This window comes from Cellulomonas sp. KRMCY2 (assembly GCF_000526515.1).
Classification (GTDB): domain Bacteria; phylum Actinomycetota; class Actinomycetes; order Actinomycetales; family Cellulomonadaceae; genus Actinotalea.
On record NZ_JAGF01000001.1, the window covers coordinates 2,587,749 to 2,601,413 of the forward strand.

Annotated in this window: 12 protein-coding genes; 9 read left to right on the forward strand and 3 right to left on the reverse strand. The window is 71.6% G+C overall.

Translation table 11 applies throughout. From position 1 onward, the window contains the following. Positions 1 to 267: 267 nt before the first annotated feature. The gene (locus K415_RS24025) at positions 268 to 438 is read left to right on the forward strand and encodes a hypothetical protein (RefSeq protein WP_155859455.1); all 171 of its coding nucleotides are present in this window, start codon (positions 268 to 270) and stop codon (positions 436 to 438) included. A gap of 28 nt (positions 439 to 466) precedes the next feature. Here the strand turns inward: K415_RS24025 and K415_RS0112415 are convergent, their stop codons facing one another. Next, complete coding sequence (locus K415_RS0112415) at positions 467 to 1,207, reverse strand: hypothetical protein (RefSeq protein WP_024287364.1); 741 nt, start codon at positions 1,205 to 1,207, stop codon at positions 467 to 469. A 150-nt stretch (positions 1,208 to 1,357) separates the two neighbouring features. On the opposite strand from K415_RS0112415, the gene K415_RS0112420 reads away from it, so the two are divergent. Beyond that, positions 1,358 to 1,963 (forward strand): hypothetical protein, encoded by a 606-nt coding sequence (locus tag K415_RS0112420; RefSeq protein WP_024287365.1) that lies wholly within the window; start codon positions 1,358 to 1,360, stop codon positions 1,961 to 1,963. A 37-nt stretch (positions 1,964 to 2,000) separates the two neighbouring features. On the opposite strand, the gene K415_RS0112425 is transcribed toward K415_RS0112420, so the two are convergent. Together K415_RS0112425 and K415_RS0112430 are read right to left on the reverse strand one after the other, a co-directional pair. Continuing rightward, positions 2,001 to 3,122: a substrate-binding domain-containing protein gene (locus tag K415_RS0112425; protein ID WP_024287366.1), complete on the reverse strand. Its 1,122-nt coding sequence runs from the start codon at positions 3,120 to 3,122 to the stop codon at positions 2,001 to 2,003. Continuing rightward, on the reverse strand, positions 3,119 to 5,059 hold the full coding sequence (locus K415_RS0112430) for a heparinase II/III family protein (protein ID WP_024287367.1): 1,941 nt from the start codon (positions 5,057 to 5,059) through the stop codon (positions 3,119 to 3,121). The genes K415_RS0112425 and K415_RS0112430 overlap by 4 nt, the downstream gene beginning before the upstream one ends. A gap of 299 nt (positions 5,060 to 5,358) precedes the next feature. Here K415_RS0112430 and K415_RS21895 point away from each other — a divergent pair, with 299 nt between their 5' ends. The 7 genes from K415_RS21895 (at position 5,359) to K415_RS0112465 (ending at position 13,664) form a co-directional block, all read left to right on the forward strand. Beyond that, the gene (locus K415_RS21895) at positions 5,359 to 7,413 is read left to right on the forward strand and encodes a DUF2264 domain-containing protein (RefSeq protein ID WP_081785023.1); all 2,055 of its coding nucleotides are present in this window, start codon (positions 5,359 to 5,361) and stop codon (positions 7,411 to 7,413) included. A gap of 43 nt (positions 7,414 to 7,456) precedes the next feature. Then, on the forward strand, positions 7,457 to 8,800 hold the full coding sequence (locus K415_RS0112440; protein WP_024287369.1) for an ABC transporter substrate-binding protein: 1,344 nt from the start codon (positions 7,457 to 7,459) through the stop codon (positions 8,798 to 8,800). A gap of 82 nt (positions 8,801 to 8,882) precedes the next feature. Further along, positions 8,883 to 9,788 (forward strand): carbohydrate ABC transporter permease, encoded by a 906-nt coding sequence (locus tag K415_RS0112445; RefSeq protein WP_024287370.1) that lies wholly within the window; start codon positions 8,883 to 8,885, stop codon positions 9,786 to 9,788. Then, positions 9,788 to 10,696, forward strand: a complete 909-nt coding sequence (locus K415_RS0112450; RefSeq protein ID WP_024287371.1) for a carbohydrate ABC transporter permease — start codon at positions 9,788 to 9,790, stop codon at positions 10,694 to 10,696. Before K415_RS0112445 ends, K415_RS0112450 begins: the two co-directional genes overlap by 1 nt. Beyond that, positions 10,693 to 11,379 (forward strand): DUF624 domain-containing protein, encoded by a 687-nt coding sequence (locus K415_RS0112455; protein WP_024287372.1) that lies wholly within the window; start codon positions 10,693 to 10,695, stop codon positions 11,377 to 11,379. Before K415_RS0112450 ends, K415_RS0112455 begins: the two co-directional genes overlap by 4 nt. A 97-nt stretch (positions 11,380 to 11,476) precedes the next feature. After that, on the forward strand, positions 11,477 to 12,715 hold the full coding sequence (locus K415_RS0112460; RefSeq protein WP_081785231.1) for a glycoside hydrolase family 88 protein: 1,239 nt from the start codon (positions 11,477 to 11,479) through the stop codon (positions 12,713 to 12,715). Between the two features lie 67 nt (positions 12,716 to 12,782). Continuing rightward, positions 12,783 to 13,664: a fumarylacetoacetate hydrolase family protein gene (locus tag K415_RS0112465; protein WP_024287374.1), complete on the forward strand. Its 882-nt coding sequence runs from the start codon at positions 12,783 to 12,785 to the stop codon at positions 13,662 to 13,664. Position 13,665: the final 1 nt, after the last annotated feature.

The window sequence follows — 13,665 nt, forward strand, 5'->3', positions numbered from 1 at the left end:
TCGGGCCGGTAGCCGCAGACCGAGCCGCCCCGGGACCCCGGCGGTACGAGTAGCGGGCTCCCGACGAACGAGTGCCGTGGGACGCCCTGGAGTGGGGGTGAGAAGTCACCCGATGTTCCCCGACGAATCCCAGGATTCCGGTGCGCGCCGGTGGAATGCTGGTCACGTGGAGCAGCGTTGCCGTTCCACCAGCCCCGTGAGGCGTGACCCGTCTCCTCGGCTGAAAGTGGCTACCCGCCACTGCCCAATGATGTGCAGGAGAACCCCATGCATCCCGACCTGTTCCTGACGATCTACCGGCAGCAAGAGCGCGAGCTCGAGCAGCGCCTCCTCCAGCGGTTCGCCGCCGACGAGCGCGCTCCGGGCGGCCCGACGAAGGCCCGTGGCCTCCGGGTGGCGCACATCCGACTCCACCGCAAGGGCGCTGCCCGGCTGTGATCGCTGATGTGGCGTCGGCGACGCCGCATCACCACTGTTCGTCCTCCGACGGAGCATCCACGTGCTGCGGCGCTGACCCCTGCGTGCCCAGGGCGGCGGCCAGGACCACGAGCGCCACGGACGTGAGCGCATGCCAGACGGCGTGGCCCTGCCAGACGCTCCCCGGCATGCACGCCGGCCATCCGGCGTCCGACACCAACGAGGTCAGCCCGCCGATCGCGAGCAGGACCACCGTCCAGACGATCGGTCGTCTCAGGCGTGGTCTGACGCGGGCCCGGACCAGGCTGATGGCCACGGTGACCGCGGCCGCGACGTCCATGGACACGTCGCCGGCCCGGGGTGCAGCGTGCAGGAGAGGCATGAGTGCGACGGAGGGCAACGCCCACCACCACCAGGCACGAGGTCGCCCGATCAGGTCGGCGACGGCGTCGGCCGTGATGAAGGCGAGCGTGGCCAGCAGGGGCAGGTCGTGGCCGAGGTCCGCCCACACCGGGTTGGGCCCGTGCTGGGCCACCGAGCCGAGGCCGATGCCCGCCACGAGGACGCCGTAGCCGACCAGTGACGGCGAGCGGCCGCCTGGCGTGCCACGCGGAGCACCCTGACCCCGCGCACCGCGGCGGGCGCCGACCACGACGACGGCACCGGCCACGACGAACGCCAGGCTCGAGACCGCCGAGACGGGTTCCCGCAGGATGCCGTCGGCGATGGGCTCGCAGCCCGGTCCGGCGACCACCGGGACCGACATCGGCCACGACGTCACCCCGCCCATGCCGCCACGATAGGAGCACCGCGCCGTCGATGACACCGGTATGGCCGACGTTCGTGGTCGATGCCGGGCGAGGGCAGGAGAGCGGCCGTCCCGGGGCCGCCGAGCCCGTGGCCTCCTCACGTCTCGGCCACCCGGGCCGATAGGAACGCCGTGGATCCACTGCACCCGCGTCACGTCCTGGACGCGATCTCCGACGCCCAGGCGATCTGGACGTACCACCGGGGCGAGCTCGGTGGCACCGACCGTCTGGCCGACGTCGCAGAGCACACCGACCGCCTCATCCGCGCGCTGTCCCGGCTCCAGACCCTCGCCGCGACGCACCCCGACCTGACCATCGACGACGCGATCCCACGGGGCGCGGTACCGCAGGACGAGATCCTGCACTGGCTCGAGAGTGCCGCCTTCGTACGCTCGCTCGTCGAGATCCCCGAACACCCGTTCGAGATCGTGGTCTCTTCGGGCGCCCCGGCGTCCGCCGCCGGAGAGGTCGCCGAGCTCCTGACCACCCTCAACGGTCAGCGGCTCCCGGTGCGGCTCTGTCTCGAGGCCGACGGCACGCCGACGCACCGCGTCGACCTGACGCCTTCGGTGCTGGCCGCCCTCGACGCGATGGTCGCCGGCCGGGAGACGAGCCCGTGGGGCGACGACCCCGACGGTCCCGACGCTTCCGACGGTTCCGAACCGGACCCCGAGGACGATCCGGCCGACCGCTCCGAGGCTGTCGACACCCTGCTCCGGCGGCTGCGCGGTCGCTAGCGGGTCCCTGAGGACCCGTCGATCCGCGACGACGCGCTCAGGGCAGGGACCGTGGCGGCGCGGAGGACTCCCGTACCCGCAACGACGGGCTGATCACCACGCGGTGGGCGGGCCGACCCGGATCGGCCAGCCGTGCGGCGACGAGGCCGACGGCTGCGCGGCCGATGGACCGGCGCGGTGGACGGACCGCGGTCAGCGGCGGGCTGCACAGCCCGGCGACCTCGTCGTCGTAGGCCACGACGGACAGGTCGCCCGGTACCGAGAGGCCCCGTTCCTCGCAGCGCTGGACCAGGGCCATCGCCTCGGCGTCGGCGTGGACCAGAAGGCCTGTCGTCCCGGTGGACAGGCACCGGTCGACGACGGCGTCGAGCGCGGCATCCCACTCGGCCGACCGCGGGCCAGGAACGAGGGCGTCGACAGTGGCATCCGCCGAGAAGCCGCACTCGACAGCCGCCTCCAGCCAGCCGCGCCGCACGTGCGGACCGGTCGGGCTCTGCCGGCTGAGCACCAGGCCGACCTTGCGGTGGCCGAGCGAGGCCAGGTGGCGGACGGCCATGGCCGCACCGAGGGCGTGGTCGGAGACGACGGACTCGACCATCGCGTGATGGGGCCCGACAGTCGCCGATCGCTCGACCAGGACAAGGGGCAGCCGGGTGGACGCGAGCCAGCCGATCGTCTCGTTGGCGGTCAGGGCGTCCATCCGGGGTGCGATGACGAGCCCGTCGACCCCGACCTGCTCGATCAGCCGAGCGAGCTGGGGTCGGTCGTCGTCGGTCTCGTACGAGGATCCGCGCAGGACCATCCGCAGCCCGTGGACCCTGGCCTCCTCCTCCGCTCCGCGCACGACGCCCGGCCAGTAGTAGTCGAGCGAGGGGACGAGCATGCCCACCGATCGGAGCACGGGCTGGTCCGTGGTCGGCCGGACCGGTGAGCGGTCCTCGGTGTCCTCGTCCTGGGCGACGAGGGTCGCGCCGCCGTGCACGCGCCGGACCAGGCCCTCGCTGGCCAGCTGCGCGATGTCGCGTCGGATCGTGACGGGTGTGACGCCGAGGACGTCGGTGAGCTCGGACACCCGAACGGTGCCTTGGCGCTGCAGCGCCTCGAGCAGCTGGGCCCGCCGGGTGATCGGCAAGGGTCCGCGTGCGTCGAGCGTGCTCATCGGTCCTCCTTCACCGTCACGGTGAGCGTGCCGGACGGCGCGTCGCCCACCTCGATCGTCAACCGGGTGAGGCGGGCGCCCCAGACGTCGCTGAGCAGCGGGTCGTCGAGCTCGCGGACCTCGACGGCCGCGGCTGCCGTGCCGGGTTCCCAACTCAGGATCACGGTACCGGCGTTTGCGGGCGCAGTGATCAGGACACGGCCGGTGCCGACGACGACGTCGCCGGCCAGCAGCAGGCGCACGGTGCTCGGCGGCGCGCCTGCCGCGTCGTCCAGCTCCCAGGTGTCGGTGAGCGTCACGCGCTCGGCTGCGCGCTGGGGTGCGGCATCGGGCGTCCGGTCGAGCCGGACCGTGCGCCACCAGTGCCGCACGTCGGTGCGCGAGTAGGCGCCACCGAGATCCAGGCGCAGCTGCGCGTGGTCGTCGTCGGTCTCCGTGGACACCTCCCGAGCGCCGAACCGGTGGCCGGGGGACTGAGTGGTGCCGCGGATCTCCGGGACGTTGTGCCAGCTGCTCTGCATGGTCCAGATGCCGTAACGATCGTCCCCGAAGGTCCGAGCCGTGTACGTCGGACGTCCCGCGTCGACGACCACCGGGACGCCGTCGAGCGCGACCACGACGCTGCCGACGTCGTTGTGGTTGTGGTGCTCGCCGTTGTGGCCACCCTTGACCGCGACCGTCAGGCCGCGGGGCGTGCCGGCGGACCCGCGTGCCACGAGCACCTGGGTCGAGGCGAGCCACACGTCGCGCGGGAGCGGAGAGGCTTCGGGACCGGCCGCCAGCCAGGTCCGATCGGTCAGGGCCTGCAGCAGCCGACCGAGACCTGCACGCTCGTCGGCCGCCGGCGCGCCGGGTCGGCGGTGGGCTGCGGCGTGCCTGCGGGCGTCCTCGTCGCCGACCCGGACAGCGGCCCGGTGCAGGGCATGCCACGGCTGGTCCGACGGCGGGCGCGCGGGACCGTCGGCGAGATTGAGGTACCAGTCACCGCCGAGGTGCATCCGGTGCGGGAAGGCCACTGTCGCGCACAGTGCGGGAACCGCCGTCACGTCCAGCGCGCCGCCGGCGGCGTGGGTCAGGACCTCGAGCGCCTCGAGTGCCCGGCAGGCCCCGTTCCACCAGTAGGAGTAGCCCTCGTCGACCGCGCCGTCGGGCGGCAGGGCGGCCACGTACCGGTCGATGCCTTCGACGACGAGGGCGACCAGCCGGGCTCGCTCGACCGGGTCCTCGACCAGGCGCAGCACGGCGACCAGCACGTTGCCGTGGATCCACGGGTTCCAGTTGTGGACGTCCCCGTCGAGGCCGAGCCAGTGCCAGTCGCGGCGGCGGACGAACGGGTCGAGCACCCTGACCCGTGCCTCGTGCCGGACCCGCGCGCGCAGGCCCGGGACGCGGTCGTCGAGCTGGGTGCCGAGCAGCTGGTCGATCCAGGCGAGCTGGCCGACCACCTCGCCGGCTCCCAGGTCGAGGAACGGGTCGGTGACGGTCGGCACGACGGCGCCATGGACGCGATGCGTGTCGTCGTGGGCCGGCCAGCACCACGAGCTCTGCTCGCACAGCAGGGTGATGCCATCGGCGACCTCGTCGATCCAGGTCGGGTCGAGGGTGACGGCGGCGACCACGGCGGCCCGGCTGAGTCGCTGCTGCCTGGCGAAGACGGCCTGCTCGTAGTCGTCCCGATCGCCGTCGCGGAAGTAGCGGGCGTACCCTCGCGGGCTGGGCTGGGGCCACGCGCGGCCCAGGTCGGCGTCGGCCCGTCGTCGGAGATCGTCGAACGTCACGTGGTCGACGGAGCCGGCCGTGAGGTCCCAGGTCGAGCGGTCGTCCGCCGAGGGCACCGGGAGGGCAGTGTCCGGGCCGCGCAGGGAGGTGCGGAGTCCCTCGGGGCTCGCAGCGGGCCACATGGCGGCGAGCGGACCGACGAAGCGTTGTGACGTCACCGTGCCTCCTCACCGACCCCACGCTGGATCGATCATGATGTTCGAGCCTCTGAGATCGATTGTGATCGTATCAGATCGATTCAGCGCATTGACATGTTCGTATGTGAGCGGTTCACTGGGTCCCGCGCACACAATCCGATCAGATCAGATCGAGAACGTGCACGCTACGGTGCAGCCGGCCTCAGACACTTCGACGGAGAAGAGCACGTGAGGGATCGCCAGCCCAGGACGCACGCCCCGACGGTGCTGTCGGCTGTCGTGACCGGGCCCGGGACGCCGAGAGTGGGCACGGTGACCGCATGACCGTCCGCTCACTGCCCCCGCTGCCCCCGCTGCCCCCGCTGTCCCCGCTGTCCCCGCTGTCCCCGTGCACCGGCTGGTCCCGCACGCAGTGGGCCGAGCTTGCCGACACCATGCTCGCCGCCGTCCGCCCCTACGCCTCCGAGGGGCACGCGCGGATCACCCTGCCCGGCGCCGAGGGCGGGAACGGGCGCGCGATCGACGGCCTCGAGGGGTTCGCACGCACGTTCCTGCTTGCCGGCTTCCGCCTCGCGGGGGAGCGCGGTGACGACCCCGGGAACGTGGCGGAGTGGTACGCCCAGGGACTCGCGACGGGTACCGATCCCGCCTCGCCGGACCGCTGGGTGCGTCTGGACGAGCACCCGCAGGCCAAGGTGGAGGCGGCATCGATCGCCCTCGTGCTCGACCTGACGCGGCCGTGGATCTGGGACCGGCTCGACCCGCGGGTGCGCGAGCGCGTGATCGAGTACCTGTCGCCCGCCGTCGGGGACAGCACCTACCCACGGATGAACTGGGTCTGGTTCCGGCTCGTGGTCCAGACCTTCCTGCGGTCGGTCGACGGACCGTGGTCGGCGACGGACATGGCCGAGGACCTGGCCACCCATGACGGGTTCGTGCGGGCCGACGGCTGGCTGGCCGACGGCGTCGAGCGGTCCTACGACCACTACGTCGGCTGGGCCCTGCACCTGTACCCCACGCTGTGGGCACGGATGGCCGGCGCGCAGGACCTCGCCGCACCCCGGAGAGCCTCGGACACGGCGCTCCTCGACCGCTACCTCGTCGACGCCGTCGCCCTGGTCGGGGCGGACGGGTCGCCGCTGATCCAGGGCCGCAGCCTCGGCTACCGGTTCGCCGCTGCCGCCCCGTTCTGGGTCGGCGCGATGGCCGAGGTGCCCTCCGTGGCGCCCGGCCTGCTGCGTCGTGCCGCATCCGGGATCCTGGGGCACTTCGCGGCGCACGGAGCGTTCGACGAGCGTGGCCTGCTCACCCCGGGCTGGCACGGCCCGTGGCCGCGGATCGCGCAGGCCTACTCCGGCCCTGGATCCCCGTACTGGGCGAGCAAGGGCATGCTCGGCCTCGCCCTGCCGGCCGACCACGCGGTATGGACGGCCGTCGAAGAGCCGCTGCCGGTCGAGCGCGAGGACACCCTGCTGGCCGTGCGGGCCCCGGGCTGGCTCGTCTCGGGCACGCGGGCCGACGGCATCGTCCGGGTCGTCAACCACGGGACGGACCATGCCGTCGAGGGTGCGACGTCGGGGGACTCCCCGCTCTACGCGCGGCTCGGCTACTCGACGGCGACCAGCCCCCTCCTGGACGAGGCGAGCTGGGTCGACCCGCTCGACCAGTCCGTCGTCCTGGTCGACGCCGACGGTCGGGCGACCCACCGGACGGGCCTGCGGACCCTGACTGTCGAGGTCCTGGACACCGACGCCGGCCCCGTCGGAGTGGCGGCCTCCATCGCTGCGGCGCACTGGCTGACGCCCGCTCAGGAGCAGGAGCACCACGGCTCCGGCTACGTCGGTGTCGCCGCGCCGGCCGGGCGGATCACCGTGGTCTCGCTGGTGCGGGGCCCGTGGGAGCTGCGGCTGGCTCGGGTCGACGACGTCCATCGTGTCGGCAGCACAGGGCACGAGCAGGCCGTCGCTGCTCTCCGCCTGCGCATCGCCGGCTGGGCCGCGTCAGGTCCGGACGCCGAATCCCACCCGGTGCCCGTCGGGGCGGGGGCGGCAGCGGGCCGCGTCGCGTCGAGCATCCGTGCGGTGGTCGGTGAGCCCGAGGTGGGGACCACCGCGTGCGTCGACGCGAGCCCGCTCGGTCGCGGCTCGGTCGTCCCGTGGCTCCTGTTCCCCGTGCACGAGGGCGTCTGGGTCGCGGCGCTCCTCGAGCTCACGGGCGCGCGGTCGGCCGTCGGCGCCGGCACCTGCACCGCGGTGATCGAGCGCGACGGGCCGGCGGCCGACGTGACAGTGACGTGGCCGGACGGTGCCCGTACCCGCACCCGAGCCCAGCTCACCAACCCGTCTTCCGGGTGCGCCGATCCGGCCACCAGGTAGTTGTTCGGGCCCAACGACGGGCCCAGACCTCGAAGGAGAGAAGATGAAGCGCTCGACCTTGAGTGGCCTCGGCATTGCCGCGGTCGTCTCGCTGGCCCTTGCCGGCTGCGGCGGTGGAAGCGGGGACGCCGACGCCGACGCCGACGCGGCGCCCGACCCCGCGGCGACCGGAGCCGAGGAACAGGCTGAGCCCGTGACGGTGACCCTCGCCGGGTGGAGCCTGGCCACCACCCCCGAGTTCCAGCTGCTCGCGGACGCCTTCCACGAGGCGAACCCCGACGTGACGGTCGAGCTCAAGGAGTACGACGCCACCAACTACGACACCCAGATGATCGCCGACCTCGCAGCCGGCTCAGCCCCCGACATCTTCGTGCAGAAGAACCTCAAGAACTTCTTCACGTACCAGGACGGCGGCCAGCTGATGGACGTCTCCGACGTCGCATCGTCCTACGACGAGAACGTCAGCGGCCTCGAGTCCTACCAGGTCGACGGAGCGACCTACGCCATCCCCTACCGGCAGGACTCCTGGTACGTCTACTACAACCAGGACCTGTTCGACGCCGCCGGTGTCGAGTACCCGGACGGGACCTGGACCTGGGACGAGTACGTGTCGACGGCGAAGGAGCTGACGACGGGCCTGCAGGGCGCCGGGTCGGAGGCGCTGGGCACCTACCAGCACGTCTGGCAGTCGGTCGTCCAGGGCTTCGCGCTCGCCCAGACCCCGGACGCCGACCTGCTGGGCGGCGACTACCAGTACGTCGCGCCCTACTACGAGCGTTCGCTCGACCTGCAGCAGAGCGGTGCGCAGGTCACCTACGGCACGGCGACGACGAACAGCCTCACCTACCAGTCGCAGTTCGGCACCCAGAAGGCCGCGATGATGCCCATGGGCAGCTGGTACGTGGCCACCCTGATCGCCCAGCAGGGCAACGGGGAGGCCGACACCTTCACCTGGGGCATCGCCCCGGCCCCGCAGCTCGACTCCAGCACGACGGACGTCCCCGTCACGTTCGGCGACCCGACCGGTCTGGGGATCAACCCCGCGATCGACGAGTCCAAGGTCGAGGCGGCGAAGGCGTTCCTCGCGTTCATCGGCGGCGAGGACGCGGCGACGGCCCTCGCAGGGATCGGCATCACGCCCGCCTACACCTCGGACGCCGTGACCGAGGCGTACTTCGCCCTGGAGGGTGCGCCGGCCGACGAGCTGTCCAAGTTCGCGTTCTCCACGCACGACACGCGGCCGGAGAACCCGCTCTCGCCGGACACCGCGACGATCCAGAACATCCTGGCCGACGCACACTCGGCGATCATGTCCGAGAGCTCGGCCGTGGACGCCGCCGTCTCGGAAGCGGCCGACCGCGTGAAGAACGAGGTCCTCGACCAGTGACCTCGGGTCGCTGACCAACCGTCAGGGCCCGGTGCGCGGCGACGCGCCGCGCGCCGGACCCCGACCGAGACTGGAGAGAACCATGGCAACGACGCTGGCGGTCCGACGACCAGGCAGTCGCCTCAAGCGGCGCAACACCCTGCTCGGCTGGTCGTTCATCCTGCCGAACTTCCTCGGCTTCGCCCTGCTGACGCTCATCCCGGTGTTCGCGCTGTTCTACATCGCCTTCACGGACTGGAACGCGTTCGGCACAGCCGACTGGGTGGGCATCGACAACTTCAGCCGGCTGCTCGGCGACCAGAGCTTCGTGACCGCGCTGCTCAACACGCTCTACTACACCGCGTTCCACATCCCGCTCACCCTGGGCCTGTCGCTGGCCCTGGCCCTGCTGCTCAACCGGAAGCTGCGCGGTGTCGCCTTCTTCCGCACGGCGGCGTTCTTCCCCTACGTGACCTCCATCGTCGCCATCGCGGTGGTCTGGAACATGCTCTTCAGCCCGGAGTTCGGGCCGATCAACCAGTTCCTCACCGCGATCGGGATCAGCGACCCGCCTGGCTGGACGACCTCGGCCGACTGGTCGATGCCCGCCGTCATCATCGTCGGCACCTGGCGCGAGATGGGCTACTACATGCTCCTGTTCCTCGCCGGCCTGCAGACGATCCCGCCCGAGCTCTACGAGGCCGCGCGGATGGACGGCGCGAACGCCTGGCAGCGGTTCCGGAACGTCACGGTCCCCAGCCTCCGCCCGACGACCTTCTTCGTCACCGTGATGCTGACCATCGGCAGCTTCAAGGTGTTCGACCTGATCCTGGTCATGACCAACGGCGGACCCGGTCAGTCGACCCTCGTGCTCTCGCAGTACATCTACAACAAGGGCTTCGTCGAGAACCAGCTCGGCTACGCGTCGAGCATCTCGATCGTCCTCTTCCTGATCTGCATCTCCGTCACCGTCGTGCAGTTCCTGATCAACAAGAGGAGCGACGACTGATGGCCACCCCCCACCACGCCGAGACCGTCACGAGGCCCGCCGCGGACATCGGCACCCCGTCGACGCGCTCCTCGGGTCACGGTCCGGCCGCACGGAGCATCGGCCGGGTGCTGGGCTACCTCGCCCTCGCCGTCGCGGCGGTCGGTGTGCTCCTGCCGTTCTTCTGGATGCTGATGTCGTCCTTGAAGACGAACAACGACGTGTTCACGATCCCGATCCAGTGGATCCCCGAGACCTTCGTGTGGAGCAACTACGTCGAGATCTGGCAGAAGTCGGACATGACCACGTGGTTGAAGAACACCATGGTCCTGGCGCTGGCCGTGACGGCGCTGCAGGTCTTCACCGGGAGCTTCGCCGCGTACGGCTTCTCGAAGATCCGCTTCCCCGGTCGGGATGTGCTCTTCCTCGTCTATCTCGGCACGATCGCCGTGCCGTGGCAGGCCTACATGATCCCGCAGTTCATCCTGATGTCGAAGATCAACCTGTCGGACACGCTCTGGTCGATCATCGCGCTGCAGGCCTTCGGTGCGTTCGGCGTCTTCCTGATGAAGCAGTTCTACGAGACGGTGCCGGAGGAACTCAGCGAGGCCGCCCGGGTGGACGGTCTGACGGAGTACGGCATCTACCGGCGGATCATGCTCCCGCTGTCCGTGCCCGCGTTGGCGAGCCTCACCCTGCTGACCTTCGTCAACACCTGGAACGACTACCTCGGCCCGCTGATCTACCTGCGCAGCCCCGAGCTGTGGACCATCCAGCTCGGCCTGAAGACCTTCGTCGGGCAGTACAACGCCGAGCACGCGCTGATCATGACCGGTTCGGTCCTCTCGGTGCTGCCGATCGCGATCATCTTCATGCTCGGCCAGCGGTACTTCGTCGAGGGCATCGCCACGAGCGGGTTGAAGGGATGAGCCTCGTGCGCGCGCCGTACGAGATGTACACCCAGGTGTTCGGCACGGTGTACGTGGCGCTGATGACGAACCTCCTGCTGGTGGTCGCCTGCCTGCCGTTCGTCGTGGGCCTGGTCGCGACGGACCCGGTCAGGTCCTGGCCGCTCCTCGCGCTCGTCGCGCCGCTGTGCGCGCCGGCGGTCGCTGCGGCCTTCGCGGTGTTCGGCGCCTTCTCCGCGGACGGGACGACCACCGTGGTGCGCACCTTCGGCGGGGCCTGGCGCCGCCACCTCGCGCGGTCGCTGAGGATCGGCGCGCTCGCCACGGGTGCGCTCGTGGTGCTCGGCGTGGACGTGCGGGCGATGTCCCAGAACCGGTGGGGGGCCGTGGCCATCCCGGTCTTCCTGACCATCGCCGTGCTCGTCGTGGCGACAGCCACGCTCGGTCTGGTCGGGGCGGTGGCGCGGCCGGAGGCGCCGGTGCGTGCTCTCCTGCGGGCGGCGCTCTACCTGGCCGTACGGAGGTGGTACCTCACCGCGGTGTCCCTGCTGGTGCTGGGGCTCCTGGCGTCGCTCGTGGCCGCACGGCCGGCGCTCGGCCTCGGCCTCGCCGTCGCCCCGCTGCTGTACGTGGTCTGGGCGAACAGCAGGTTCACCCTGCGGCCCGCGATCGAGGCCGCCGACGACGCCCTGCTCCCGGCATGACGGAGGCGCCCCGCCTGGCGTCCGTGCCGAGCCCGGCCCCGGTTCTGACCCGCGGGACCACGACCACCGGCACCCGATGCCCGGGAAGGACCACTCCATGACGCCCACCGACCACCGGACGCCCACCGACGACCAGACGCCCACCGACGACCAGACGCCCACCGACGACCAGCCGACGCCGGCCGGCGCAGGTCTCCAGCGCGCCCTGTCCGCAGCGTTGGCGACGGTCGGGCGGAACATCGACGCCTTCCGCGACTGGTACCCGGACGACACGACGGTCGAGAACGTCTACCGCCGGCGCGCATCGAAGGGCGGTCTCGCCGAGGGCAGCAACTTCGGCTGGACGACCAGCTTCTGGCCGGGGATGCTCTGGCTGTCCTACGAGCTGACCGGTGACGACGCCTACCGCCGCGCGGGTGAGCCATTGATCGGGGACTTCGCCGAGCGGGTCGAGCGCCGGATCGACCTCGACACCCACGACCTCGGCTTCCTCTACACGCTGGCGTGCGTTGCGCCGTGGCGCCTGACGGGTGACGACCGCGCGAAGACGGCTGCGGTCGAGGCCACCGAGCACCTCATGGCGCGGTACCTCGAGCCGGCCGGGATCATCCAGGCCTGGGGTGACCTGCACAACCCCGAGCAGCGCGGCCGCACGATCATCGACTCGCTGATGAACACGCCGCTGCTCTACTGGGCGAGCGAGGTGACCGGGGACGCGCGCTTCGCCGAGGCGGCTCATCGGCACACGGTCCAGCTTCGGGACCACATGATCCGGCCCGACAGCACGACGTTCCACACCTTCTACTGGGACCCCACGACCGGCGAGGCCCTCCGGGGCGCGACCGAGCAGGGGCACGGCGACGAGTCGTGCTGGGCGCGGGGGCAGGCGTGGGCCGTCTACGGCTTCGCCCTGAGCTACCGCTACACGTCGGACGCGAGCCTCCTGCGCGCGGCCGAGCGGTGTGCCGACTACTTCCTCGACCATCTGCCGGCCGATCACGTGGCGTTCTGGGACCTGGTGTTCACCGACGGCAGCGATGCCCAGCGGGACAGCTCGGCGGCGGCGATCGCCGTCTGCGGCCTGGACGAGCTCGCGTCGTGGCTGCCCGAGGGCGCGCGCAGGCAGCGCTACCAGGTGGCAGCCCGGGAGATCCTCGCGTCGCTCGCGGCCCGCTACTCGACCGCCGGCCACCCCGAGTCGAACGCCCTGCTCCTGCACGGCGTCTACGACCTGCCCAAGTCGGTCGGGGTCGACGAGGGGAACCTCTGGGGGGACTACTTCTACCTCGAGGCTCTGACCCGCGCGACCAGGCCCGGCTGGAAGCCGTACTGGTGAGGGCGCCGAGGATGACGGCGGTCCCGGTGGGCCGCACCGGACCGAGCGGTGCAGCGGGCGGTGCGGCATGCGGCTCGTGACCTTCGTGCGCGACGGCCGGGAGCGCGTCGGGGTGCAGCTCCCCGGTGAGCACGGGCCCCTCGTCCTGGACCTGAGCCGTACCGAGCCCGACCTCCCGGTCGACATGACGCGCCTGCTCGCCGCCGGTGAGCCCGCGTTGGACCGCGCCCGGGCGGCCGCCGCGGCAGCGGACCCCGCGACCCTCCTGCCGGCGTCGGACGTCACGCTGCTGGCGCCCGTTCCACGCCCCGGCAAGATCCTGTGCGTCGGCTACAACTACCGCGGGCATGCCGCCGCCGGGACTGTCGAGCTGCCGGACTTCCCGGAGATCTTCGCCAAGACGGCGAACACGGTGATCGGGCCGGGGGCCGCTGTGGTTCTGCCGCGCGTCAGCCGGCAGGTGGACTACGAGGCGGAGCTCGCCGTGGTCGTCGGGCGGCGTGGCCGGGACATCCCGGAGGCCGACGCGCTCGACCACGTCGCCGGGTACTGCATCTTCGACGACGTGAGCGCCCGCGACTACCAGGGCCGGGGCACCCAGTGGCTGCTCGGCAAGTCGTTCGACACCTTCGGTCCGCTCGGCCCGACGCTGGTCACCCGCGACGAGGTCCCCGACCCCCAGTGCCTCGACCTGGAGCTCACGGTGAACGGCGTGGTGATGCAGCGGGCCAGCACACGGGACATGATCTTCACCGTCCCGTACCTCGTCGCGTACCTGAGCACGGTCATGACCTTGGAGCCCGGCGACATCATCGCCACGGGCACGCCGGCCAAGCTGCCCGAGGCGGAGCGGGCCCACCGGTTCCTGCGGCACGGTGACGTGATCGACATCATGATCGGCAACCTCGGTACCCTGACCAGCACGGTCGTGTCGGATGAGCACCGATGAG